The sequence below is a fragment of the Pseudomonas fluorescens genome, assembly GCF_902498065.1.
GTDB classification, from domain to species: Bacteria; Pseudomonadota; Gammaproteobacteria; order Pseudomonadales; family Pseudomonadaceae; genus Aquipseudomonas; species Aquipseudomonas fluorescens_BJ.
The window spans coordinates 59,674-83,027 of the sequence record NZ_CABVIR010000010.1; the positions used below are offsets into that span (position 1 = coordinate 59,674).

Genomic DNA, 23,354 nt, shown 5'->3' on the forward strand with positions numbered 1-23,354 from the left:
AATCTGCGTCGTAGGGAAGGTAAGCAAGATGGTACAGGTGAGAGCACACCAGCCGATCAACACCGACGGCAGTATCAATCTCGAGGCTTGGCTCGATCATGCGGTCAGTGTCGATCTGGCACTGGATCGCGAAGCCTTGAAGGACGCGTGCGAGTTCGCTCGCACCTCCGAACAACAAGCCAATGCGGCGAAAAACCTGTGGTCCGAAGGGACTTCGAGTTTCCGCACCGGCCTTGAGATCGCCGAGATTCTCGCCGACCTCAAACTCGATCAGGATTCGCTGGTTGCAGCGGTCCTGTACCGTGGCGTGCGCGAAGGTCAGATCGAACTGCCGGCGGTCAGCCAGCGCTTCGGTCCGGTGGTCGCCAAACTCATCGACGGCGTTTTGCGCATGGCGGCGATCAGCGCCAGCCTGAGCCCCCGTCAATCCTTGGTGCTGGGCACGCAAGGCCAGGTGGAAAACCTGCGCAAAATGCTCGTGGCGATGGTCGACGACGTGCGCGTCGCGCTGATCAAACTGGCCGAGCGCACCTGCGCGATCCGTGCGGTGAAAACCGCAGACGACGAGAAGCGCAACCGCGTCGCTCGGGAAGTCTTCGACATCTACGCGCCGCTCGCCCACCGTCTCGGTATCGGTCACATCAAGTGGGAACTGGAGGATTTGTCCTTCCGTTACCTCGAGCCCGATCAATACAAACAGATCGCCAAGTTGCTGCACGAGCGGCGTCTGGATCGTGAGCGCTTCATCGCCGATGTGATGAACCAGCTGAAAGTCGAATTGCAGGCCACCGGCGTCGAGGCCGACATCAGCGGCCGGGCCAAACACATCTATTCGATCTGGCGCAAAATGCAACGCAAGGGTCTGGAGTTCAGCCAGATCTACGACGTGCGTGCCGTTCGCGTGCTGGTGCCGGAAATGCGCGACTGCTACACCGCGCTCGGCATCGTCCACACCTTGTGGCGGCACATCCCGAAAGAATTCGACGACTACATCGCCAACCCGAAAGAGAACGGCTACCGCTCGCTGCACACCGCGGTGATCGGCCCCGAGGGCAAGGTGCTGGAAGTGCAGATCCGCACCCACGCCATGCACGAAGAAGCCGAACTGGGGGTTTGCGCGCACTGGCGCTACAAGGGCACCGACGTCAAATCCGGCTCCAACCATTACGAAGAGAAAATCTCCTGGCTGCGTCAGGTGCTCGAATGGCACGAAGAGTTGGGCGACATCGGCGGTCTGGCGGAACAGCTGCGGGTCGATATCGAACCGGACCGGGTGTACATCTTCACCCCGGACGGTCACGCCATCGACTTGCCGAAAGGCGCGACGCCGCTGGACTTCGCCTACCGTGTGCACACCGAGATCGGTCACAACTGCCGTGGCGCGAAGATCAACGGGCGCATCGTACCGCTCAACTACAGCCTGCAAACCGGTGAACAGGTCGAGATCATCACCAGCAAGCACGGCACTCCGAGCCGCGACTGGCTGAACCCGAACCTGGGTTACATCACCACGTCCCGGGCGCGGGCGAAGATCGTTCACTGGTTCAAATTGCAGGCGCGCGATCAGAACGTCGCGGCCGGTAAAACCCTGCTGGAACGCGAACTCAGCCGCCTTGGCTTGCCAGCGGTGGATTTCGACAAGCTGGCCGACAAGGCCAACATGAAAACCGCCGAGGACATGTACGCCGCATTGGGCGCCGGCGATTTACGTTTGGCGCAACTGGTGAACCTGGCGCAACAACTGGTCGAGCCGGAACGCGGCAACGAGCAGCTGGAACTGATTCCGCGCAAGGCCACCGGCTACAAACCGGGCAAGCGCGGCGACATTCAGATCCAGGGCGTCGGCAACCTGATGACGCAAATGGCGGGTTGCTGCCAGCCATTGCCCGGCGATGCAATCGTCGGTTACATCACCCAGGGGCGCGGTGTGAGCATTCACCGCCAGGATTGTGCCTCGGTGTTGCAACTGGGCGGGCGCGAGCCGGAGCGGATCATTCAGGTCAGCTGGGGCCCGGTGCCGGTGCTCACCTATCCGGTTGACATCATCATCCGCGCCTACGACCGTTCCGGTTTGCTGCGTGACGTCTCGCAAGTGCTGCTCAACGAGCGGATCAACGTGCTGGCGGTCAACACTCGTTCGAACAAAGAGGACAACACCGCGTTGATGTCCCTGACCATCGAGATTCCGGGACTGGATGCGCTTGGGCGGTTGCTGGGGCGGATTTCCCAGTTGCCGAACATCATCGAAACCCGGCGTAACCGTACCCCTTGAAGATGCCCCCGTGTGGGAGCAGGCCTGCCAGCGATGCAGGCACCTCGGTCTTTCAGTAGAGTCGAGGTGATGCCATCGCTGGCAGGCCAGCTCCCACAGGTTTTGTGGTGAGAGATAAATGATGTACGGCCTTGAAGACTTGCTGCACCTGATGAACCGACTGCGCGATCCGCAGTTCGGCTGCCCGTGGGACATCAAGCAAACCTACGCGACCATCGTCCCGCACACCCTTGAGGAAGCCTACGAAGTCGCCGACGCCATCGAGCGCGGAGACTTCGATCACTTGCAGGGTGAATTGGGCGATCTGCTGTTCCAGGTGGTTTATTACAGCCAACTGGCCCGGGAAGAAGGGCGCTTTGAATTCGCTGGTGTCATCGACAGCATCACCCGCAAGCTGATCCGTCGTCATCCCCATGTCTTCCCTACCGGTGATCTGTACGCGCCGCAGGATGTTCCGCGTTTGAGCGAAGAACAGGTCAAACAGCGCTGGGAAGAGATCAAGGCTGAGGAGCGCGCCGAGAAATCTGCGGCGCCGCAACAACTGTCCTTGCTTGATGACGTGCCCGCCGCGTTGCCGGCATTATCCCGTTCGGCGAAGTTGCAGAAGCGCGCAGGGCAGGTTGGTTTCGACTGGCCGGACGCCTTGCCAGTGCTGGACAAGGTCCGCGAAGAGCTCGATGAAGTGCTCGAAGCCATGGCCGATAACGATTCGGCAGCGATTGCCGATGAAGTCGGTGACCTGCTGTTTTCCGTGGTCAATCTGGCGCGTCATTTAAAGGTCGATCCGGAAACCGCACTGCGTGGCGCCAACAGCAAATTCGAAAGACGCTTCCGTTTTATCGAACAGGCATTGCGCGACACCCACCGTCCCATAGAAGATTGCACCCTCGAAGAGTTGGACGCCTTGTGGGGCGAAGCCAAACGTCAGGAAAAGAATTTGCCCAGCTGCGGTTGAGCAGTGGCCTAAGTGAGAAATAAGCACCATGAGCATTTCCCTTCGCGACCAGTTGCTCAAAGCAGGGCTGGTCAACCAAAAGCAGGCCAAACAGGTCGGCAAAGAGAAACAGAAACAGCAGCGTCTGGTCCATAAAGGCCAGATCGAACAGGACGATACCCAGCAGCGTCTGGCGCAGGAAGCACTGGCCGAGAAGGTCAAACGCGACCAGGAGCTGAACCGTCAGCAACAAGAGAAGGCGGAGGCCAAGGCCCGCGCCGCGCAGGTCAAGCAATTGATCGAAGTCTCGCGCCTGCCGAAGCTGACCACCGAGGACTACTACAACTTCGTCGACGACAAGAAGGTCAAGCGCTTGTCCGTCAATACGCTGATGCGCAACAAGCTCAGCAACGGCTCGCTGGCGATCGTGCACCATGCCGGCGGTTATGAAGTGATCCCCCGTGAGGCGGCCCTGAAGATCCAGGAGCGCGATCCGCAGCGCATCGTGCAGCTGAACGTGCAAACCGAAGAAGCGGCGGCTGAAGACGATCCGTATGCGGCCTATCAGATTCCTGACGATCTGATGTGGTAAGCAGTTAACGGCTGCTACAACGAAAAACCCCGCTCATGGCGGGGTTTTTCGTTTTCAATGCTGTCATTGCTTATGCGGATTGGAGCGCTCGTTGCTGCTCCAGTTTTTCCAGTTCGGCCTTGTAGCTGTGGGCGTCGGTCTCTGAGTGGAACATCCCCACCAGCATGTCTTGTTGGTGCACGTCCCAGATTCGGATACCGGCGGCTACGCCTTCGTGGGACTTATGTGAATCGTCGCGTTCAGTTACTTTTACAGTCATCGGCTAGCTCCAATCTCTGTTATCTGCAGCAAGGCGTGTGCAGGCCTTTGTTATATGTTTGGTTAGCCTGCTAAGTAAACGACAGAGTTTGCCAACGGTTTTTTGCAAAAATGGAGAAAGTCCTGCAGGCCGCGGAATACGCGGCATTCGGTCGCAGGGTGCTTAGTTTCATGACAAAAGCTTCATGTTCGCGATGGCTCGAACACCGCAAAACCTGTGGGAGCTGGCAAGCCAGCTCCCACAGGTTTTGTGCATTGTCTGACCATTTGTTTCAGACACAAAAAAACGCCCCGAACCAGTCGGGGCGTTTTTGTGTGCTGCGTAGCGACGGGGTATTACTTACCCTGCCAGCGCTTCAGTACCAGGGTCGCGTTGGTGCCACCGAAGCCGAAGCTGTTGCTCATCACGGTGTTGATGGTGGCGTTTTCGCGGGTCTTGGTCAGGATCGGCATATCAGCTACCGCCGGGTCCATCTCGTCGATGTTGGCAGAACCGGCGATGAAGTTGCCTTCCATCATCAGCAGGCAGTAGATCGCTTCGTGAACGCCGGCGGCGCCCAGGGAGTGACCGGACAGGCTCTTGGTAGAGCTGATGGCCGGAGCCTTGTCACCGAATACCGCACGCACGCCTTCCATTTCCTTGGCGTCGCCGACCGGAGTCGAGGTGCCGTGGGTGTTCAGGTAGTCGATTGGGGTGTCCACGGTGGACATTGCCATCTGCATGCAACGGATGGCGCCTTCGCCGCTTGGGGCAACCATGTCGTAGCCGTCGGAGGTCGCGCCGTAGCCAACGATTTCCGCGTAGATTTTCGCGCCGCGAGCCAGAGCGTGTTCCAGCTCCTCGACCACTACCATGCCGCCACCGCCGGCGATGACGAAACCGTCACGCTTGGCGTCGTAGGCACGGGAGGCCTTTTCCGGAGTTTCGTTGTACTGGGTGGACAGGGCGCCCATGGCGTCGAACAGGAACGACTGGCTCCAATGCTCCTCTTCACCGCCGCCGGCAAACACGATGTCCTGCTTGCCCAGCTGGATCTGCTCGACCGCAGTACCAATGCAGTGAGCACTGGTGGCGCAGGCGGAGGAGATCGAGTAGTTCACGCCCTTGATCTGGAACGGCGTGGCCAGGCAGGCGGAAACGGTGCTGCCCATGGTCCGAGTCACTCGGTAAGGACCAACGCGCTTCACTCCTTTCTCGCGCAGGATGTCCAGCGCTTCCATCTGGTTCAGCGTGGAGGCGCCACCGGAACCGGCGATCAGGCCGGTACGCGGGTTGGAGACTTGCTCATCGGTCAGACCGGAGTCGGCGATGGCGTCTTTCATGGCCAGGTAGGCGTAAGCCGCCGCGTGGCCGACGAAGCGATAGATCTTGCGATCGATCAGCTCTTCGAGGGGAAGGTCAATGGAGCCGGAAACCTGGCTACGCAGACCCATTTCGGCATATTCCGGGTTGAACCGGATGCCAGGGCGGCTTGCACGCAGGTTAGCGGAGACGGTCTCTTTGTCATTGCCCAGGCACGAAACGATGCCCAGACCAGTGATAACGACGCGGCGCATGCGGATAACCCTTAGAAGTTGTCAGTGGAGGTGAAAACGCCGACCCGGAGGCCTTCGGCGGTGTAGATCTCGCGGCCGTCGACACTGACCGAACCATCGGCAATGGCCAGGTTCAGCTTGCCCTTCAGCACGCGCTTGATCTGAATGTTATACGTAACTTTTTTGGCGGTCGGCAGGACCTGACCAAAGAATTTCACTTCGCCCGAACCCAGCGCGCGACCGCGGCCCGGCAGGCCTTGCCAGCCCAGGAAGAAGCCGACCAGTTGCCACATGGCGTCGAGGCCCAGGCAGCCCGGCATCACCGGATCACCTTCGAAGTGGCAGGCGAAGAACCACAGGTCCGGAGTGATATCCAGCTCTGCGACCAATTCACCTTTGCCGTACTTGCCACCCTCTTCGCTGATATGGGTGATGCGATCCACCATCAGCATGTTCGGGGCGGGCAGTTGCGCGTTACCTGGGCCGAACAGCTCACCGCGACTGCAGCGCAGCAGGTCTTCCCGAGTAAAGGCGTTTTGTTTGGTCATGCGAGCTCCTCAATAGTCCCATGCGGCAGGTGGGGCGAATCTTCCCGGCCGATCGAAGCGTTCATGCCTCGAGTCAGCAGCCTACTCATAGACTATTGCGTTGTGGTGAAAGTCACAGCACCAAGGACATGAATGTACACTTGTGCACTGAAATTTTTATTCAAGCCCCATTTCGGGCTTGTTCGGGTGCCTAAGACTGCCGCACTTTCGCCTTTCACGCCAGTCGCAGATGGTCGAAAGGCCTGCACTACTGCACCCATCGCTGCAGAATCTGCTGCAGATCAGTGCGTTTGAAGGGCTTGGCCAGGTAATCGTTCATTCCCGCCGATAGACAGGCTTCGCGGTCGCCCTGCAAGGCGTTGGCGGTCAGCGCGATGATCGGCAGGTCGGTACAGCCGGGCAATTGGCGGATCTGGCGGGTGGCCTCGTAGCCGTCGATGATCGGCAGTCGGCAGTCCATCAGAATCGCTTCGAAAATCAGACTTTCGGCACTTCGCACCGCTTGAACGCCGTCGGTGACGACGCTGACAGTAAAGCCCAGACTGCGCAACATTGCTTCGATCACGGTCTGGTTGACCGGGTTGTCCTCGACCAACAACACATTGCGCCCTTCACCATCGCCGCTGCCGGTCGGTATGCGGGGTGTCAGTACCGGCAGCTTCTGTTTATACAGGGCCAGCGGGATTTCCAGGGTGAACACTGAGCCGCGACCTTCCTCACTCTGGGCACGCAAGGTGCCGCCCATGCGTTCCGCCAGGGTGCGGGCGATCGGCAGTCCCAGCCCGGTGCCGCCGTAACGCCTTGAAATAGAACTGTCGGCCTGCTGGAACGCGTTGAACATCAGCTCCAGGCTTTCGGCCGAGATACCAATCCCGCTGTCGCGCACGGTGCAGGTAAACCACAACAGTTCGTGATCCAGCGACTGCCACTGCGGTTCGATGGTAATGCGTCCCTGCTCGGTGAACTTCAGCGCATTGCCCACCAGGTTCACCAGGATTTGCCGGATACGTGTCGGGTCGCCCTGAACCTGCAATGCACGCATATCCTCGGGAATCAGCAACGCCAGGTCGAGCCCACGCTGCACCGCGCTGTGCGAGAAGGACTGGGCGCAACTGCTGATCAGGTCGGCGAGGTTGAACGGGATGTGCTCCAGTTCCAGCTCCGAACGTTCGATGCGCGAAAAGTCGAGAATGTCGTTGATGACTTTGAGCAAGTGTTCGGTGGACTCCGAGGCCAGCGCCGCGTACTCGACCTGCTCCTCGGTCATGTCGGTGGTTTCCAGCAGTTGCAGCATGCCGAGCACGCCATTCATCGGTGTCCGCAGTTCGTGGCTCATCATCGCCAGGAAATCCGACTTGGCGTTGTTGGCCTTTTCCGCTTCTTCGCGCGTCTGGATCAACTGCGCCATCGCCTGATGCTGTTCGCGGCTGGCCTGTTCGAGGCCGCTGGCGAGGTTGTTGATGTGTTGCGACAGCGCGCCGAGTTCGGTGTCGTCGACAATCGGCAGCGGCGTTTTGTAGTCACCGCTCTGGATCGCCTTGACCGCGTTGCCGATGTCGCGGATCGGCTGCGACAGGCTGCCGGCCAGGCGCCGGGCGATCAGGAAGGTAAATAGCAGCGCAAACAACGCCAGGATGCCGGCCTTGAAGAGGATTTCCTGTTGGCGCTTGTTGAAGGCGTCATTCGACAGACCGACGATGACCCGGCCCAGATAATCCTCGGAGGGGACGGTGATGGCGGCTTTACTGCCCTGAAAGAAATCATTGTGCAGCGCGATGCGTTGCAAGCGCACCGGCGCCTGGAACACTTCAACCTGTTGCGAGCGGGTGTGGGTTTCCGAGGGGTGCTCGACGTACACCAGAATCCGGTTGGCGCTGTCCTGGACTTCCAGAAAGCGCACATTGGGTGTCGCCAGGGTGGCTTTGAGCAAACTTTCAAGCACCTCGTTGTTGCCGGAAATTACCCCGTATTCGGCGGCCGGCGCCAGTTGGTTGGCGATCAGTTGACCGGTGTGATTGAGCTCCTGGCGCAGGTCCTGGATCCGCACGAAGGTGAAGAAGCTGATCAGCAGCAAGGTCAGCAGCAGGGCAGGGCCGAGGCTGATGATCTGGGTTCGCGTGTTGATGTCCCAACGACGATGAAAAGTCATGGGCGGCTTTCTCCTTCGGCCAACTGTGTTGCGACCAACGCTTCATTGATCTGTTCAATACCTAAAGAGCGAGCCACTTGCGGGTTACTCAATACTTTGAAGCGATTGGCGTAGTGCGTGCGCGGCCAGGTGGCCGGTGGCTGGTCGAGCAGATCGTCGAGAATCGCCAGCCAGTCGCTCTGATCGCTGTAGGTGCTGGCCAGGCTTCCGGCCTTGACGAACCCGGCGTTGGGACCGATCAGCGCGATTTGCCGTGTGTAGCTGCTGAGCAGCAGGTTTTTCGCGGTTTTGGGGTTGTACAGGTCGGGATCGTCGAGGCCCAGCAGCACGTCACTGTTTTTCAGCAGCGCCTGCAACGGTCGGCTGTCATGGGTGTTGTCCCAGCGCTCGGTGACGATTTCCAATCCCAGGGGCCTGGCGATCTCGCGCAGTTCGTCCAAGAGAAATTCGCTGTGGCTGTCGTAAAGCACCCCGACCCGTTTGACCTCAGGCAATAGGATTCGGGTCAGGCGCAATTGCCGATCCAGCGGTGGATCGCTCCACAACAGGCTCAAATGTGCCGGCAAGTTCGCGCCGAGGCGTTGGCGGGCTTGCAGCCGGCTGATGCGCAGCACCAACGTCGCCGGGCCTCGGGTGTCTTGCAGGCGCCAGTCGAGACTCGGCAGGTCCAGCAGAATCAACCGGGTGCCGTCGGGCAATTTGTCCGGCGTCGGCAGATTGGCCAGTGGCTGAAAGCGCACGTTGTCAGCCGGGCGCAAGTCGCTCAGGGCCTGGGCGAAAGACTGCATGCCCGCGCTGTCGTCGGCACCGGCCAGCAGAATCTCGGCAGCGCTGGCCGAGAGGCTGCCCAACCCCCCGGCAACCACCAGGCACAACCCGGCCAGCAGCAGGCCAGGGTTTGGCATCATCCGTGATAGAGAGCGCAACATTTAGAACGCCATCTCCGCGCTGAAGTAGAGCACTCGCCGTTGGTCGTAGCGGTTGTCGATGAACGTCGAGGGCTGATTGTCGAGGCGCTGCGCAAGCACGCCGGCCAGTTCCAGGTTGGCTTTGCCCAGGCCAATGCGCTTGGCGATGCGCGTGTCGACCCGCTCGAAGCGATAGCCGTTCAACGCGTCGTCACCATAGTAGAAGAGCGCGCTGTTCCAGCCGTGGCCCCAATCGCGCAGCCAGCCGGCGGAGCCGCTGTTGCGCGCGGTCTGTTGCGCATCCAGCGGATTGCTCGCCTCGGCATCGACGTAGGCGTAAGTCAGGCGCAAGCGGTCGGCACTGCTCAGGCGCCAGTCGAGCTGGGTTTCCGTGCCGGTGAAACGCGAGCGGTTGCCGTTACTGGCGATGTACTGATTGTTGCGCAGCGGCTCGCTGATCATGCTGGTGATTTCGTCGTGAAACACCTTCACGTCCACCGCCAGTCCCCATTCGGCGAAGTAGCCGTTGTAGCCCAGTTCTCGTGAACGCATGTGTTCTTGGTCGAGATTGCCGGGGCCGCGGGTCCTGACGAAGTAACGAGCGCTGTTCTGGCCATACGCAGCGGGTTGCAGGTTGGTCACCCGGTAACTCCAGTTGACGTTGTTCTCGAACATGTCCGGCGAGCGGATGGCTTGCGAATACACCGCGCGCAAACCGTGGCGAGGCGTGATCAGGTAGTTGACCGCCATTCGCGGCGTCAGCGAGCTGCCGATCAATTGCGTGTCTTCGAACATCGCACCGCCCTGTAGCAACCAGTGGTCGCTGGCGCGCCACTCGAGCTGGCCGAACGCGCGCCACGTCGTGTCGTCGAGTGTGCCATTGAAGTAAGTCTCGGAATCTGCCCGGTCGTAACGATAGTTCAGGCCGCTGACCAGTCGCAGACTGTCGGACAGGCTGAGGGTGTCTTGCAGTTCGAGGTCGTAGCGCGATTCGCGGGTGCTTTGGTCAATGTCACCGCACAGGGTTTGTCGGGCGCCGTTGCGCCACTGGTCTAGCACCCTATTGGCCAAGGCCTGTTCCGCCGACGTGCCGGAGGGTGCGCCGGAGCCGACGTAACGCGCAATGTTGCGCGCCAGGCGTTCGGTGTAATTCGGATTGAGCTGCCAGAGCTCGGTCAGTTCAGGGCTGAACGAGACCTCGGCGTCGCAGGCGCGCCAGGTTTGCTGACGATCCCAATGCTGGGCCGAGCCCTGAATATAAAGACTGTGATCAGGATTTACATCGAGGTTCCAGCGCAGGGAGCCGGCGTAGTCCTTGGCCACGACGTCGGAATTGTTCCCGGCGGCGGTAATCCCCGAGAACACCGGGCGGTAGGTATAAGGCCGCTGGTTGCTCCCGTCCTTGGCATTCAATTGCCAATCGAGGCTTTGCTGTTCGTTGAGCGTCTGGCTGACGGCGAGGTTGAAGCGGTTCAAGCGGCGGCTGTCGCGGTAATCGGCGCCGCTGCGGTCCGAGTCAAAGCCGTCGTCCTGCTGGCCGGACAGCGACAGGCGCAGGTCGCCACCGTCCCAATCCACACCCTGACTGGCGTAAAAGTCATCGATGCCGCGCTGGCCACGGGTGACTTTGAGCCGCGTACCGTGGCTGTCGGCCGGGTTGCGGGTAATGATGTTCACCACTGCCATCAACGCATTGGCGCCATAGCTGACCGTGTTCGGGCCGCGGAAAACCTCTATGCGCTCGATGTCTTCCATGGCCACCGGAATGTCGCTCCAGTCGACCGTGGCCAGGCCGGCGCGGTACACCGAGCGGCCGTCGATCAGCACCTGCATGCGCCGCGCTTCGCTGGCGTTGGTGCCGTGATAGTTCACCGTCGCCTGATTGCCGCTGATATTGCCGACCATCATCCCCGGCACCAGTCGCAGCAATTCGCTGATGTCGCGGGCACCACTGGCGTTGATCAGTTCGCTGTCGATCACCGTCATGCTTCCCGGAACTTCCGCCGGCGACTGTTTAAGACGCGTAGCCGTCAGCACTTGCGGCAGCGGCTCGTTGTCGAGAAACAGGTCGTCGGCCAGCAATGGCGGGCTGAATATCAGCGCCAGAACCAGCGGTGAGCGAGGTGCAGCGGGGCCAAACGACACAACACATCCTTGATAGCGATTGACGGGCGCGCATGTTAACCGAGCGGGTCGACTTTTTCAGTCACGATGCCGGCATTTTCCTCGGTTTTATCAGTCTTCTTTCTACAAGTGTCGGTAATTGACGCGAGGGCTGGTCGCCACTGGGCCGCTCCGTATAATGCCGACATCGCCACTGGTATGGATTAACGGATTGCATATGACTGAACAGCGCCCAATTGCGGTCCTGGGAGGCGGAAGTTTTGGTACCGCCGTGGCTAATCTGCTGGCCGAGAACGGGCATCAGGTCCGGCAGTGGATGCGTGACCCCGAGCAAGCCGAGGCCATTCGGGTCAATCGCGAGAACCCGCGTTACCTCAAAGGCATCAAGATTCTCCCGGGAGTGGAAGCGGTCACGGACCTGCAAGCCACACTGGAGGCTTGCGACTTGTGTTTCGTTGCGCTGCCGTCCAGCGCACTGCGCGCGGTATTGGCCCCGCACGCCGAACGTTTGAGCGGCAAGCTGCTAGTCAGCCTGACCAAAGGCATCGAAGCCCACACGTTTAAACTGATGAGCGAGATCCTCGAAGAGATCGCCCCGCAAGCGCGCATCGGTGTGCTGTCCGGGCCGAACCTGGCCCGTGAAATCGCCGAACACGCCCTGACTGCCACCGTGGTCGCCAGCGAAGACGAAGAACTCTGCCAGCGGGTTCAGGAAGCGCTGCACGGCCGTACCTTTCGCGTGTACGCCAGCGCCGACCGCTTCGGCGTGGAGTTGGGCGGGGCGCTGAAAAACGTCTACGCGATCATCGCCGGCATGGCGGTGGCGCTGGGCATGGGCGAAAACACCAAGAGCATGCTGATCACCCGGGCGCTGGCGGAAATGACTCGCTTTGCCGTGAATCAGGGGGCCAACCCGATGACGTTCCTGGGGCTCGCGGGGGTGGGTGATTTGATCGTGACCTGTTCGTCGCCCAAGAGCCGCAACTATCAAGTCGGCTTCGCCCTCGGCCAGGGTTTGAGCCTGGAAGACGCGGTGACGCGGCTGGGCGAGGTCGCGGAAGGCGTCAATACCCTGAAAGTGCTCAAGGCCAAGGCCCAGGAAGTGGGCGTGTACATGCCGCTGGTCGCCGGGCTGCACGCGATTCTGTTCGAAGGGCGCACGCTGAATCAGGTGATTGAATTACTGATGCGCGGCGAACCGAAAACCGACGTCGACTTTATTTCCACCAGCGGTTTCAACTGATCACGCTTTCCAGAAAAGCAGGGAGTTGCACATGAACGATCCGAAAACAGAAGCCAAGTACGAATCCATCCTGCTGCGGGTGTTGTGGATGATCGTCTTCCTGCTGGTCTGGCAGGTGGCGCAGTTCATCCTCGGCGCCGTGGTGCTGGTGCAACTGATCTATCGTTTGTTCTATGGCGCCCCGAGCGCCAGCCTGATGAATTTCGGCGACAGCCTGAGCCAGTTCCTGGCGCAGATCGGTCGTTTCGGCACGTTTCATAGCGACCAGAAACCCTGGCCGTTCGCCGACTGGCCGACGCCGCGTACACCGGAAGGTGAAGCGCCCCACGTCGTGGCGCCTGCACCGCATCCGGTCCGAGATGAGGAACCCAAGCTATGAAACTCTGGGTATTGCGTCATGGTGAGGCCGAGCCTTACGGCTCGCGTCCGGACTCCGAACGGGCACTGACCGCCCACGGTCGTGAAGAGACGCTGCGCAGTGCTGCCGAGCTGATCGGTCAGCCGATCACGGCTATCTATGCCAGTCCTTATCTGCGTGCTCAGCAGACGGCCGAGCTGGTGCGTGAAGCACTGGGTTTTCAGCCGGACATTCGCACCGTCGAATGGCTGACCCCCGATAACCGCCCGCAAGCGGTGGCAGAGCAATTGGTGTCGGTGGATTACGCGTTGCTGGTGAGCCATAACCCACTGGTGGGCAATTTGCTGGGTTACCTGCAACACGGTCATGTACAACAACCCGAAGCGGTGAAAACCGCCGGCCTGGCGGAACTGGAGGGTGATTTGCCGCTGGCGGGCGCGATGAAGCTCAACGGCATCAAGCACCCGTAGCCTCAGGTGCCCTCGTTCTACTGTGGGAGCGTGGCTTGCCCGCGATGATATCTACTCGGTTTCCCTGATACACCGCGGTGCCTGCATCGCGGGCAAGCCACGCTCCCACAGGAGCGGTGGCGTTACTGATTTTTTGTAATGAAATAGTCAACCAAGCAACCGCTTGGTTGACTACGCTTGCTCCAGACCAAAAATAAAGGAGCGAGTCGCATGTCTGCTGCTTTTCGTTTGCCGCTGGACGTCTTCTACGAGCGCGAAGCCCGTCATCCCCGCCAGCGCTTTCTGGTTCAGCCCACGGGCGGTGGCCAGGTCGAAACCCTGACCTGGGAAGACGTCGGTCACCAGGCCCGTTGCGCCGCGCACTGGCTGCGCGCCCGGGAACTGCCGCAAGGCAGCCACATCGCCCTGATCTCGAAAAACTGCGCACACTGGATCATCGCCGATCTGGCGATCTGGATGGCCGGGCATGTGTCGGTGCCGTTGTACCCGAATCTCACCGCCGACTCCGTCGCGCAAGTCCTCGAACACTCCGAAGCGGCGCTGGCGTTCATCGGCAAACTCGATGACTGGCCGGGCATGTCCCGCGGCGTCAGCCCCGACCTGCCGACCATCAGCCTGCCGTTGCACCCACCGGGCAACTTCGATTTCAGCTGGGCCGACCTGCAAGCCTGCTCACCGATTCAGGACGACCCCCAGCCTTGCGCCGAGCAACTGGCGACCATCATTTACACCTCCGGCACCACCGGCATGCCCAAAGGCGTGATGCACAGCTTCGGCAATCTGGGGTTTGCCACCACCCGTGGCACGCAGTTGTTCGGCCTCAATGAGTCGGATCGGTTGCTGTCCTACCTGCCGCTGTGCCACGTCGCCGAACGCATGTTCGTCGAGCTGGCGTCGATCTATACCGGGCAAACCGTATTCTTTGCCGAGAGCCTCGACACCTTTCTTACTGATTTGCAGCGGGCGCGGCCGACCGCGCTGTTCGGCGTGCCGCGTATCTGGACCAAATTCCAGATGGGCGTGTATGGCAAGATCCCGGCCAAACGCCTCGACTTCCTGCTTGGGCTGCCCTTCATCGGCAAGCGGGTAGGGCACAAAGTGCTCGCCGGGCTCGGGCTGGACGCCTTGCGCGTCGCGTTGTCCGGCGCGGCGCCGGTGCCGCAGACGTTGTTGCTGTGGTACCGCAAACTCGGACTGGACGTGCTGGAGGTCTACGGCATGACCGAGAGCTGCGGCTATTCCCACATCGGCCGGCCCGGCGACAATAAGCCGGGCTGGATCGGCAAGCCCTGCCCGGAGGTTGAAGTGCGGATCGCCGAATCGGGCGAAGTCATGGTGCGCAGTGGCGCGACCATGCTCGGCTATTTCAAGGAGCCGGAAAAAACCGCCGACACCCTCACCGAGGACGGTTTCCTGCGCACCGGTGACAAGGGCGAACAGGACGCCGAAGGCTATTTGCGCCTGACCGGACGCCTGAAGGAAATCTTCAAGACCAGCAAAGGCAAGTACGTGGCGCCGGCGCCGATCGAGAATCGTTTGGCCGTGCATTCACGCATCGAACAAGTCTGTGTAGTCGGCGATGGGTTGAGCGCGCCGCTGGGGTTGTGCGTGCTCTCGGCGGTCGGGCAGCAGGACGCCGGTGGAACCGCGCGTGCAGGCCTGCATTCAAGCCTGGAAAAACTTCTCGAAGAGGTCAACGGCGCCCTCGATAAACATGAGCGGCTGCGTCGGCTGGTTGTCGTCAAAGACAGCTGGGCCGTGGAAAACGGCTTCCTGACGCCGACCCTGAAGATCAAGCGCAATGTGATCGAAGCGGCTTATGGGCCCCGGTTCGAAGAATGGAGCGAGCGCAGCGAAGCGGTGCTGTGGCAGGATTGAGTCACGAATAAAACCAACAAAGGATGTGTGCAATGAGTTTGTGGCGTACCACTCCCAACATCGAGCAGTTGAACGCAATCCAGAAAAACACCATCGGCGAAGTGCTGGATATCCGCTTTGAAGCCTTCGACGAAGAATCCCTGACGGCAAGCATGGTCATCGATCATCGCACTCACCAGCCTTATGGCTTGCTGCACGGCGGTGCTTCGGTGGTGCTGGCCGAAACGGTCGGTTCCATGGCCAGTTATCTGTGCATCGATGCCAGCAAATTTTACTGCGTGGGCCTTGAGATCAACGCCAACCATTTGCGTGGATTGCGCAGCGGACGGGTGACGGCGGTGGCCAAGGCGATTCACATCGGGCGAACGACGCATGTCTGGGACATTCGGCTGACCAGCGATGAGGGCAAGGCCAGTTGTGTGTCGCGGTTGACCATGGCGGTGGTACCGTTGGGGGAGAACCCGCCGGCCCGTTGATTGACGGCCCGTTCTGTTGAGGGATCTGGCCAGGTTCCCTGAAACACCGGCATGACCGGACTGTCATCTTTCCTGGCAGTTACGGTCATTGCTGCGGGACGTCGTCTTACGGACAATCAACGCCTGTTCTCGCTTATGGATTTGCCGGTATGTCGCAGCAGATATTTTTCGCCCACGCCAATGGGTTTCCCTCGGGAACCTACGGCAAGCTGTTCGCGGCGTTGGCGCCTGAGTATAAGGTCGCCCATTTGCAGCAGCATGCCCATGACCCGCGTTTCCCGGCGGATGACAACTGGCACAACCTGGTGGACGAGCTGATTCATCACCTCAAGCAACAGGCGGAACCGGTGTGGGGTGTAGGCCACTCCTTCGGTGGCGTGCTGCATCTACACGCCGCGTTGCGCTGTCCCGAGCTGTATCGCGGCGTGGTGATGCTCGATTCGCCGGTGCTGACCCGCACCGATCAATGGGTGATCCGCGCTGCCAAACGTTTCGGTTTTATCGACCGCCTGACCCCGGCCGGTCGTACGCTGGGGCGGCGCGAAGAGTTCGCCGATATCGAGAGTGCCCGGCGTTATTTCGCCGATAAAACCCTGTTCCGCGGTTTCGATCCGGAATGTTTTGATGCTTACCTGCAACACGGTTTGCATAAGGTCGGCGACAAACTGCGTCTGCGTTTCGACCCCGCCACGGAAATCAGCATCTACCGGGGCGTGCCCCACACCAGCCCCGGTCGCGCACGGCAATTGAAAGTGCCGCTGGCGGTGGTGCGCGGGCACAAAAGCCGCGTGGTGATGCGCCATCACGCCAGTTCTGTCGGACGCATGCCGTTGGGTGAATTCCTGACCATGCCCGGCGGCCACATGTTTCCTCTCGAACGTCCCCAAGACACCGCCACGCTGCTGAAAAACCTGTTCAACCGCTGGGACGCTCGCCATCAGCAGGATTGCGCATGAGCCATACCGTCGAAGAAGTTCGCCTGAGCCTGCCGCATATTGAGCTGGCAGCGCACTTGTTCGGCCCCGAGGACGGTTTGCCGGTGATTGCCTTGCATGGCTGGCTGGACAACGCCAACAGCTTTGCCCGGCTGGCACCGAAGCTCAAGGGGTTGCGCATCATCGCGCTGGACATGGCCGGCCACGGTCATTCCGGGCATCGTCCAGCGGGTGCCGGTTACGCGATGTGGGATTACGCCCATGACGTGCTGCAAGTTGCCGAACAGCTTGGCTTGAAGCGTTTCGCACTGATGGGACACTCCATGGGGGCGATCGCTTCGTTGATCATCGCCGGGTCGCTTCCTGAGCGGGTCACGCACCTGGCCTTGATCGACGGCATCATTCCTCCTACAGACAAAGGCGAAAACGCTGCCGAGCGCATGGGCATGGCCCTGCAAGCGCAACTGGATCTGCAGGAGAAACGCAAACCGGTCTATACCACCCTTGATCGCGCCATCGAAGCGCGCATGAAAGGCCTGGTAGCGGTCAGTCGCGAAGCTGCCGAATTACTGGCGCAACGCGGCTTGATGCCGGTGCCGGGCGGTTACACCTGGCGTACCGATAACCGTCTGACGCTGCCATCGCCGCTGCGTCTTACTTCCGAACAAGCCATGGCCTTCGTCCAGCGCGTCAGTTGTCCCGCACTGCTGGTCGTCGCCGCTGACGGCATGCTCGCCAAACATCCAGAGTTGCTGGACCGTCTACCCTTTAGCCGTGAACAGCTGCCTGGCGGTCATCATTTGCACCTGAATGACGAACCCGGTGCCGACCTTGTCGCAGACTGTTTCAATCGGTTCTTCGCCGCTCCTTGACTTGCGTCGGGCAACTGTCGAGGCTGGTCGGGTTGAAATGGGAGACAACCATGATAGATCTCTACACCGCTGCGACCCCGAATGGCCACAAGGTCTCTATCGTGCTCGAGGAACTCGGCCTGCCCTATACGGTGCACGCCCTGAGTTTCGACAAAAAGGAACAGAAGTCCGCGGACTTCCTCAAGATCAACCCCAATGGCCGGATCCCGGCGATTGTCGACCGCGCCAACGGCGATTTTGCCGTGTTCGAATCCGGCGCCATCCTGATTTATCTGGCAGAACTGAGCGGCAAGCTGTTGCCCAAGGACCCGAAGGGGCGTTCGGTGGTGTTGCAGTGGCTGATGTTCCAGATGGGTGGAATCGGTCCGATGCAGGGCCAGGCCAACGTATTTTTCCGTTACTTTCCGGAAAAGCTCCAGGGTGCCATTGACCGTTATCAGCATGAAACCCGTCGCCTGTATGAAGTGCTCGACACGCGCCTGCAAGACGTAGAGTTCCTGGCGGGCGAATACAGCATTGCCGACATCGCGACCTATCCGTGGGTCCGCGGTCACGAGTGGTCCGGGGTAGCAGTGGACGGCTTGTCGGCCTTGCAACGCTGGATGGCGACAATGGAGGCGCGCCCGGCGGTGCAACGAGGGTTGCTGGTGCCCGAACGCATTGACGATGCCAGCGTCGTCAAGGGTGCCCAGGCCATGCTGATCCGATGAGTCTTTCCATGCGCTCCATCAGCCTGCTGGCCCTGTGTTGTTTCAGTCCTTTGTTGTTTGCCGCCGATGTGCCGGGCAGTCAGGACCTGCCGATCGTGCCGCGGCTGGCCGATTCGCAGATCGTCGACTATCGCCCGCCGGCTGAATTCGAGCGGATCTACCCGCTGGGTTCGATCCGCAAGATCAGCGGGCAGTTGCGCTTCGACGGTCAGGTCAGCGCCCGCGGCCAAACCACCTCGGTGACCTACGAGCTGCCTGCGGAGCATTCCTCCACCGAAGCCTTCACTGCCGCTCGGGAAGCCTTGCAGAAGCAGGACGCCCAGTTGCTGTTCTGGTGCCAGGCCCGCGATTGTGGCGAGAGCAGCCTGTGGGCCAATGAGGTCTTCGGCAATGCCAAGCTCTATGGAGCCGACGATCAGCAGGCGTATTTGCTGTTGCGTCTGGCGGCGCCGCGGGACAACACCCTGGTGGCGCTTTACAGCATCACTCGCGGCAACCGCAAAGCCTATCTGCACGTCGAGCAATTCGACGCCGCCGCTCCGTTGGGTGATTTGCTGCCGACTTCCGCCACCTTGCTTCGAGAGCTCAAAAGCACCGGTGAGCTCGATTTTCCCAAGCTGACCGGTGATCCTGACGATACCTGGTTGCGCCTGATCTCTCGTGGACTGAATCTGGACACCACGTTGCGGGTCAGTGTTTCCGGGCCGAAGGCCGAAGCCTGGCGTCAGGCCCTGATCGGCCAGGGCGTGCGGACGGCCAGGATGGAAACCGGTAGCGTCGAAGGCTCTGGCCTGCACATCGAGCTGTTGCGGTAAGCTGTGGCAGGCGAACGTGCTTGCCGCGTTCGCCTACTCTATTGGCTGACTGACTTTTTTCGAGACGTGGATGATCAATAACGATCGGCTGTTGGTGCAGATCCTGCTCCTGGTGCTGTTTGGCGCGAGCCTCTGGGTGATGGCTCCGTTCTGGTCGGCCATGTTCTGGGGCGCGGTGCTGGCGTTCGCCAGTTGGCCACTGATGCGTTTGCTGACCCGTTGGCTCAATGGGCGAGAATCTCTGGCGGCGGCATTGCTGACTCTCGGCTGGATGTTGCTGGTGGCGGTGCCGCTGGTGTGGCTGGGTTTCAACCTGGCGGACCATGTGCGCGACGCCACGGCGTTCATCAAGGACGTGCAGATGGATGGCTTGCCTGAAGCGCCCACCTGGCTGGGCAGTATTCCTTTGGTAGGCGGGCGTCTGGTGGTGATCTGGAACAGCATCGATCAGCAGGGCGCGGCGATGATGGTGTCGCTCAAACCTTATCTGGGACAGGTCGGCAACTGGTTGCTGGCGCGTAGTGCACAGATTGGCGGCGGCATTCTCGAGCTGACACTCAGCATTGTGTTCGTATTCTTTTTCTACCGGGACGGGCCGCGTCTGGCAGCGTTTGTCCATGGGCTGCTGCAACGGTTGATCGGTGATCGTGCTGGTTACTACATCGAACTGGTGGCGGGGACGGTGCAGCGGGTGGTGAACGGTGTGATCGGGACGGCGGCGGCGCAAGCGGTGTTGGCGCTGATCGGCTTCCTGATTGCCGGGGTGCCTGGCGCGTTGGTGCTGGGCATCGTCACCTTCTTGCTGAGCCTGATTCCCATGGGGCCACCCTTGGTGTGGATTCCCGCCACGGCGTGGCTCGCCTGGAAAGGTGAGTACGGGATGGCGGTGTTCCTCGGGATCTGGGGGACGTTCATCATCAGTGGCGTCGACAACGTGCTCAAGCCTTACCTGATCAGTCGCGGCGGCAATTTGCCGTTGGTGATCGTGCTGTTGGGCGTGTTTGGCGGGCTGATCGCATTCGGGTTCATCGGTCTGTTTATCGGGCCGACGTTGCTGGCCGTGGCGTATAGCCTGTTGACCGACTGGAGCAAGAGTCAGGCGCGGGTGGAAGATCGCCGACCGTGAACACCATCATTGCAGGAGCCGGCAAGCCGGCTCCTGCAGGGTCAGCTTGTGACGTTCAGGTACTTGCCCACCGTCGCCACCTTGTCGAGCGAGTACTGCTTGCTCAGGTTGGCGATCATTTTGTTCAGCGCTTCAGTCACGTTCACCTGATCGGTGGCGCTGTTGCTGTTTTTCTCGCGACCGGCTTGCAGCGCGGCTTCCAACTCGTCGCTGCTGACGCCGCCACTGCTGTCGCTGTCCAGCACCTTGAGCAACGCGGCGCTGGTGTCGCTGCTGGTGGTTGAAGTGCTGCTCGCCTGCAACGCACTGCTCAATTCGCTGTCGCTGACACTGCCGTCGCTGTTCGCGTCGAGTTGACTGAACAATTCGTCGCTGGACGCCTGTTGCGGCGGCGGTGGTGGCGGAGCGAGGCCGGCGGTGAGTTCATCCTTGCTGACGACGCCGTCTTCGTTTTTGTCCAGCGCCGAAAAGATCTCTGTGCTGTCGGCGCTGCTGCCGGCGCTGGTCAGGCCGTTGTTCAGTTCATCGCTGCTGATGGCACCGTCACTGTCGGCGTCCAGTGCGCTGATCAGCGCGTCGGCCAGTTCGGTGTCCGGTGCCTGATCACGCGGCCGCGCTGGCGGTGGCGCCATCGCGGTCATTTCTTCGCTGCTCAGGCTGCCGCTGTCGTCACTGTCCAGGTCGGCGAAATTCTTGCTCAGGCTGACCAGCAGACCGTCCTCGGTTTTCTGTGACAGAGCGCTGGTGAGCTCGTCCTGATCTACCGAACCGTCGCTGTTGGTGTCGAGCCTGGTGAGCAATTCTTTCTGGAATTGCTGGCTGCGAGCATTGTTGGTTGTGGTTGTGGTGGTGCTGGTATAGCTCGTGTAGTTGCTGACGCTACCGATCATTGGGCTCACTCCCTGGAATGGAAAACCGGTGGGTGCACCGGCTTATGCAGCCTCAAGGAGCAAGTTGTCTTGGGTGTGTGGGGTTTGTACCGAGTGGTACACACAGATCCCATGTTTGCCACAGATCCTGTGGGAGTGAGCCTGCTTGCGAAAGCGGTTGAGCATTCAACATTGATAGTGACTGACCCACCGCTTTCGCGAGCAGGCTCGCTCCCACAAGGAGATAGATGTAAGGCTCAGGCGCGGGGCAAGCGGATCACTGCGGTCAAACCGCCACCGGAGGTCTCTTCCAGCGTCAATTGACCACCCAGCCGTTCAGCCGCCTCGCGGGCAATGGTCATGCCCAGACCGACACCGCCGGAGTTGCGGTTGCGCGAACCTTCCAGACGGAAGAACGGTTCAAACACCGCTTCACGTTTATCTGCTGCAATCCCCGGTCCGTGGTCGATGACCCGGATCACCAGATGTTCGCGATTGTCTTCAAGCGCGATTTGCGCCTGCCCGGCATAGCGCAGCGCGTTATCCAGCAGATTGTTGAGGCACGAGCGCAAGGCCATCGGCTGCACTTGCAACGGTGCGCAATGGCCGCTGGCCTGGACATCGCAACCCTGGTCCTGGGCGTTTTCACTCAAGGATTCGACCAGCGCCTGCACGTCCATCCACTGCAGTGCCTCGCTGGTACGCTGCTCGTGCAGGTAGGTGAGGGTGGCGTCGAGCATGCTGATCATGTCGTCCAGATCCTGACGCATCTGGCCTTGCAGTCTGTCGTCGTCGATCTGTTCCAGCCGCAGCTTGAGGCGTGACAGCGGCGTACGCAGGTCATGGGAAACCGCGCCGAGCATTCGCGAGCGCTGCTGCATCTGTTCGATGATGCGTTTTTGCATCAGGTTGAAGGTGTAGGCCGCTTGCCTGGCCTCCCGTGGACCGGACTCATCCAGTGGTGGACTGTCGAGGTTTTCGCTGAGGCGCTCGGCGGCGTCGCTCAGGCGCTGGATCGGCCGGGTCAGCAGTTTGGCGCCGTACCAGGCGGCAATGATCAGCGAAATCAGCTGGAATGTCAGTGGCACCAGCGGCCCACCGAACCAGGGTCGCGGTGGTCGGTTGTCGAAACGCGCGTCCGGCGGTGGGCGTTGTCCGTCGACACCTTGGGAGAACTCGGGCGGTGGCGGCGGCGGAGGTGGGCCGTAATGGTGAAACCAGGCAAACGCGAGCAGATGCGCCAGGATGATCGCCAACAGCAGCACGCCAAACAGGCGACCGAACAGCGTATCGAAGCGCGCACGCATCAGCCGATGTCTCGTGCGTCGAACAGGTAACCCTCGCCGCGAACGGTTTTGATCAACTGTGGGGCTTTCGGGTCGTCCCCGAGTTTTTGGCGCAGGCGTGAAACCAGCAAATCAATGCTGCGATCAAAGGCTTCGATCGAGCGACCGCGTGCCGCGTCCAGCAATTGTTCGCGGCTGAGCACTCGGCGCGGACGTTCGATGAACACCCACAGCAAACGGAATTCGGCGTTGGACAGCGGCACCACCAGGCCATCCGCCGCAATCAACTGGCGCAGCACGCTGTTCAGGCGCCAATTGTCGAAGCGAATGTTCGCACGCTGTTCGGTGCGGTCGTCGCGCACCCGACGCAGAATGGTCTGAATCCGCGCCACCAGTTCTCGCGGCTCGAACGGTTTGGCCATGTAATCGTCGGCACCCAGTTCCAGGCCGATGATCCGGTCGGTGGGTTCGCAACGCGCGGTGAGCATCAGGATTGGAATGTCCGATTCGGCGCGCAACCAGCGGCACAGCGACAGACCGTCTTCGCCGGGTAGCATCAGGTCGAGCACCACCACGTCGAAATGTTCCGCTTGCAGCGCCAGGCGCATGGCCGCGCCATCGGTGACGCCACTGGCATGGATGTTGAACCGGGCCAGGTAGTCGATCATCAGTTCGCGGATCGGGACGTCATCGTCGACGATCAGGGCGCGAATGCTCCAGCGTTTGTCGTCGCCGGGCGCTTTTTGATCGTCGTTCACAGGGGCGTGGGTGTTGTGCATGCGTGCGTTCATCTGCCAGGTAGGCTGCCAACCACAAAGATGGGCTGCGAGGTTGTGGCTTCAGCATAGGCGTCCGGCCCGGAGGCGGGAAGTGCTGTAAGGACGTGTTGCGGCTGCCGAGGGTAGCGGGGAAGGGTGTTGCGGGCGTGTCCTGTGTGTATCGGTCTCGACACAATCGGCGAAAGGGCTAGTCTTGGCTGAGCGCCGACGACGATT

22 protein-coding genes are annotated in these 23,354 nt (G+C 60.7%); 13 read left to right on the plus strand and 9 right to left on the minus strand.

All coding sequences use genetic code 11. The features are described 5' to 3' along the window. Window positions 1–28 precede the first annotated feature (28 nt). The 3 genes from relA (at window position 29) to F8N43_RS26835 (ending at window position 3,798) form a co-directional block, all read left to right on the plus strand. Window positions 29–2,272, plus strand: coding sequence for a GTP diphosphokinase (relA, locus tag F8N43_RS26825; protein ID WP_150634150.1), 2,244 nt, complete (start codon window positions 29–31; stop codon window positions 2,270–2,272). A 121-nt stretch (window positions 2,273–2,393) separates the two neighbouring features. After that, window positions 2,394–3,227, plus strand: coding sequence for a nucleoside triphosphate pyrophosphohydrolase (gene mazG / locus F8N43_RS26830; protein WP_150634165.1), 834 nt, complete (start codon window positions 2,394–2,396; stop codon window positions 3,225–3,227). Window positions 3,228–3,255: 28 nt separating this feature from the next. Next, window positions 3,256–3,798, plus strand: coding sequence for a DUF2058 domain-containing protein (locus tag F8N43_RS26835; protein ID WP_150634149.1), 543 nt, complete (start codon window positions 3,256–3,258; stop codon window positions 3,796–3,798). Between the two features lie 70 nt (window positions 3,799–3,868). On the opposite strand, the gene F8N43_RS26840 is transcribed toward F8N43_RS26835, so the two are convergent. The 6 genes from F8N43_RS26840 to F8N43_RS26865 all read right to left on the minus strand — a co-directional run bounded on the left by F8N43_RS26840 (window position 3,869) and on the right by F8N43_RS26865 (window position 11,342). After that, entirely contained in the window at window positions 3,869–4,057 is a 189-nt protein-coding gene (locus F8N43_RS26840; RefSeq protein ID WP_008148017.1) for a hypothetical protein, read from the minus strand. A 335-nt stretch (window positions 4,058–4,392) separates the two neighbouring features. Then, the gene (gene fabB / locus F8N43_RS26845) at window positions 4,393–5,613 is read right to left on the minus strand and encodes a beta-ketoacyl-ACP synthase I (protein WP_150634148.1); all 1,221 of its coding nucleotides are present in this window, start codon (window positions 5,611–5,613) and stop codon (window positions 4,393–4,395) included. An 11-nt stretch (window positions 5,614–5,624) separates the two neighbouring features. Beyond that, window positions 5,625–6,140 (minus strand): 3-hydroxyacyl-[acyl-carrier-protein] dehydratase FabA, encoded by a 516-nt coding sequence (fabA, locus tag F8N43_RS26850; RefSeq protein WP_010211704.1) that lies wholly within the window; start codon window positions 6,138–6,140, stop codon window positions 5,625–5,627. Window positions 6,141–6,387: 247 nt separating this feature from the next. Next, window positions 6,388–8,289 carry an ATP-binding protein gene (locus F8N43_RS26855; RefSeq protein ID WP_150636074.1) on the minus strand — a complete coding sequence of 634 codons (1,902 nt, stop codon included), beginning with the start codon at window positions 8,287–8,289 and terminating at the stop codon, window positions 6,388–6,390. After that, window positions 8,286–9,218 carry an ABC transporter substrate-binding protein gene (locus F8N43_RS26860; RefSeq protein ID WP_150634146.1) on the minus strand — a complete coding sequence of 311 codons (933 nt, stop codon included), beginning with the start codon at window positions 9,216–9,218 and terminating at the stop codon, window positions 8,286–8,288. The genes F8N43_RS26855 and F8N43_RS26860 overlap by 4 nt, the downstream gene beginning before the upstream one ends. Then, window positions 9,219–11,342: a TonB-dependent receptor plug domain-containing protein gene (locus F8N43_RS26865; RefSeq protein WP_150636072.1), complete on the minus strand. Its 2,124-nt coding sequence runs from the start codon at window positions 11,340–11,342 to the stop codon at window positions 9,219–9,221. Between the two features lie 196 nt (window positions 11,343–11,538). On the opposite strand from F8N43_RS26865, the gene F8N43_RS26870 reads away from it, so the two are divergent. From F8N43_RS26870 to F8N43_RS26915, 10 genes are all read left to right on the plus strand, one after another. Continuing rightward, on the plus strand, window positions 11,539–12,564 hold the full coding sequence (locus tag F8N43_RS26870; RefSeq protein ID WP_150634144.1) for an NAD(P)H-dependent glycerol-3-phosphate dehydrogenase: 1,026 nt from the start codon (window positions 11,539–11,541) through the stop codon (window positions 12,562–12,564). A 31-nt stretch (window positions 12,565–12,595) separates the two neighbouring features. Continuing rightward, on the plus strand, window positions 12,596–12,943 hold the full coding sequence (locus F8N43_RS26875) for a DUF4389 domain-containing protein (protein WP_150634143.1): 348 nt from the start codon (window positions 12,596–12,598) through the stop codon (window positions 12,941–12,943). After that, window positions 12,940–13,392 carry a phosphohistidine phosphatase SixA gene (gene sixA, locus F8N43_RS26880; RefSeq protein WP_150634142.1) on the plus strand — a complete coding sequence of 151 codons (453 nt, stop codon included), beginning with the start codon at window positions 12,940–12,942 and terminating at the stop codon, window positions 13,390–13,392. The genes F8N43_RS26875 and sixA overlap by 4 nt, the downstream gene beginning before the upstream one ends. Before the next feature lie 210 nt (window positions 13,393–13,602). Next, the gene (locus F8N43_RS26885; protein WP_150654597.1) at window positions 13,603–15,270 is read left to right on the plus strand and encodes an AMP-binding protein; all 1,668 of its coding nucleotides are present in this window, start codon (window positions 13,603–13,605) and stop codon (window positions 15,268–15,270) included. A gap of 32 nt (window positions 15,271–15,302) precedes the next feature. Continuing rightward, window positions 15,303–15,746 (plus strand): hotdog fold thioesterase, encoded by a 444-nt coding sequence (locus F8N43_RS26890; protein WP_150634140.1) that lies wholly within the window; start codon window positions 15,303–15,305, stop codon window positions 15,744–15,746. A 149-nt stretch (window positions 15,747–15,895) separates the two neighbouring features. Then, a complete protein-coding gene (locus F8N43_RS26895; protein WP_150654598.1) occupies window positions 15,896–16,702 on the plus strand; it encodes an alpha/beta fold hydrolase in 807 nt (268 codons plus the stop codon). After that, window positions 16,699–17,553: an alpha/beta hydrolase gene (locus F8N43_RS26900; RefSeq protein ID WP_150634138.1), complete on the plus strand. Its 855-nt coding sequence runs from the start codon at window positions 16,699–16,701 to the stop codon at window positions 17,551–17,553. The genes F8N43_RS26895 and F8N43_RS26900 overlap by 4 nt, the downstream gene beginning before the upstream one ends. A 50-nt stretch (window positions 17,554–17,603) precedes the next feature. Further along, window positions 17,604–18,263, plus strand: coding sequence for a glutathione S-transferase family protein (locus tag F8N43_RS26905; RefSeq protein WP_150634137.1), 660 nt, complete (start codon window positions 17,604–17,606; stop codon window positions 18,261–18,263). A gap of 8 nt (window positions 18,264–18,271) precedes the next feature. Then, window positions 18,272–19,078, plus strand: coding sequence for a DUF4892 domain-containing protein (locus tag F8N43_RS26910; protein WP_150634136.1), 807 nt, complete (start codon window positions 18,272–18,274; stop codon window positions 19,076–19,078). A gap of 70 nt (window positions 19,079–19,148) precedes the next feature. Then, on the plus strand, window positions 19,149–20,204 hold the full coding sequence (locus F8N43_RS26915; RefSeq protein WP_150634135.1) for an AI-2E family transporter: 1,056 nt from the start codon (window positions 19,149–19,151) through the stop codon (window positions 20,202–20,204). 41 nt (window positions 20,205–20,245) lie between these two features. Here F8N43_RS26915 and xopAW read toward each other — a convergent pair whose 3' ends face one another. The 3 genes from xopAW to F8N43_RS26935 all read right to left on the minus strand — a co-directional run bounded on the left by xopAW (window position 20,246) and on the right by F8N43_RS26935 (window position 23,138). After that, window positions 20,246–21,094, minus strand: coding sequence for an EF-hand domain-containing protein (gene xopAW / locus F8N43_RS26920; protein WP_150654599.1), 849 nt, complete (start codon window positions 21,092–21,094; stop codon window positions 20,246–20,248). A 236-nt stretch (window positions 21,095–21,330) separates the two neighbouring features. Further along, entirely contained in the window at window positions 21,331–22,380 is a 1,050-nt protein-coding gene (locus F8N43_RS26930; RefSeq protein WP_150634132.1) for a sensor histidine kinase, read from the minus strand. Next, complete coding sequence (locus tag F8N43_RS26935) at window positions 22,380–23,138, minus strand: response regulator (RefSeq protein ID WP_008029291.1); 759 nt, start codon at window positions 23,136–23,138, stop codon at window positions 22,380–22,382. Before F8N43_RS26935 ends, F8N43_RS26930 begins: the two co-directional genes overlap by 1 nt. Between the last annotated feature and the right edge of the window lie 216 nt (window positions 23,139–23,354).

What these genes read in the sequence shown, in the direction of transcription:
- relA (WP_150634150.1), top strand. Translation starts at nt 29, where the DNA reads ATGGTACAGGTGAGAGCACACCAGCCGATCAACACCGACGGCAGTATC.
- mazG (WP_150634165.1), top strand. Translation starts at nt 2,394, where the DNA reads ATGTACGGCCTTGAAGACTTGCTGCACCTGATGAACCGACTGCGCGAT.
- F8N43_RS26835 (WP_150634149.1), top strand. Translation starts at nt 3,256, where the DNA reads ATGAGCATTTCCCTTCGCGACCAGTTGCTCAAAGCAGGGCTGGTCAAC.
- F8N43_RS26840 (WP_008148017.1), bottom strand. Translation starts at nt 4,057, where the DNA reads ATGACTGTAAAAGTAACTGAACGCGACGATTCACATAAGTCCCACGAA.
- fabB (WP_150634148.1), bottom strand. Translation starts at nt 5,613, where the DNA reads ATGCGCCGCGTCGTTATCACTGGTCTGGGCATCGTTTCGTGCCTGGGC.
- fabA (WP_010211704.1), bottom strand. Translation starts at nt 6,140, where the DNA reads ATGACCAAACAAAACGCCTTTACTCGGGAAGACCTGCTGCGCTGCAGT.
- F8N43_RS26855 (WP_150636074.1), bottom strand. Translation starts at nt 8,289, where the DNA reads ATGACTTTTCATCGTCGTTGGGACATCAACACGCGAACCCAGATCATC.
- F8N43_RS26860 (WP_150634146.1), bottom strand. Translation starts at nt 9,218, where the DNA reads ATGTTGCGCTCTCTATCACGGATGATGCCAAACCCTGGCCTGCTGCTG.
- F8N43_RS26870 (WP_150634144.1), top strand. Translation starts at nt 11,539, where the DNA reads ATGACTGAACAGCGCCCAATTGCGGTCCTGGGAGGCGGAAGTTTTGGT.
- F8N43_RS26875 (WP_150634143.1), top strand. Translation starts at nt 12,596, where the DNA reads ATGAACGATCCGAAAACAGAAGCCAAGTACGAATCCATCCTGCTGCGG.
- sixA (WP_150634142.1), top strand. Translation starts at nt 12,940, where the DNA reads ATGAAACTCTGGGTATTGCGTCATGGTGAGGCCGAGCCTTACGGCTCG.
- F8N43_RS26885 (WP_150654597.1), top strand. Translation starts at nt 13,603, where the DNA reads ATGTCTGCTGCTTTTCGTTTGCCGCTGGACGTCTTCTACGAGCGCGAA.
- F8N43_RS26890 (WP_150634140.1), top strand. Translation starts at nt 15,303, where the DNA reads ATGAGTTTGTGGCGTACCACTCCCAACATCGAGCAGTTGAACGCAATC.
- F8N43_RS26895 (WP_150654598.1), top strand. Translation starts at nt 15,896, where the DNA reads ATGTCGCAGCAGATATTTTTCGCCCACGCCAATGGGTTTCCCTCGGGA.
- F8N43_RS26900 (WP_150634138.1), top strand. Translation starts at nt 16,699, where the DNA reads ATGAGCCATACCGTCGAAGAAGTTCGCCTGAGCCTGCCGCATATTGAG.
- F8N43_RS26905 (WP_150634137.1), top strand. Translation starts at nt 17,604, where the DNA reads ATGATAGATCTCTACACCGCTGCGACCCCGAATGGCCACAAGGTCTCT.
- F8N43_RS26910 (WP_150634136.1), top strand. Translation starts at nt 18,272, where the DNA reads ATGCGCTCCATCAGCCTGCTGGCCCTGTGTTGTTTCAGTCCTTTGTTG.
- F8N43_RS26915 (WP_150634135.1), top strand. Translation starts at nt 19,149, where the DNA reads ATGATCAATAACGATCGGCTGTTGGTGCAGATCCTGCTCCTGGTGCTG.
- xopAW (WP_150654599.1), bottom strand. Translation starts at nt 21,094, where the DNA reads ATGATCGGTAGCGTCAGCAACTACACGAGCTATACCAGCACCACCACA.
- F8N43_RS26930 (WP_150634132.1), bottom strand. Translation starts at nt 22,380, where the DNA reads ATGCGTGCGCGCTTCGATACGCTGTTCGGTCGCCTGTTTGGCGTGCTG.
- F8N43_RS26935 (WP_008029291.1), bottom strand. Translation starts at nt 23,138, where the DNA reads ATGCACAACACCCACGCCCCTGTGAACGACGATCAAAAAGCGCCCGGC.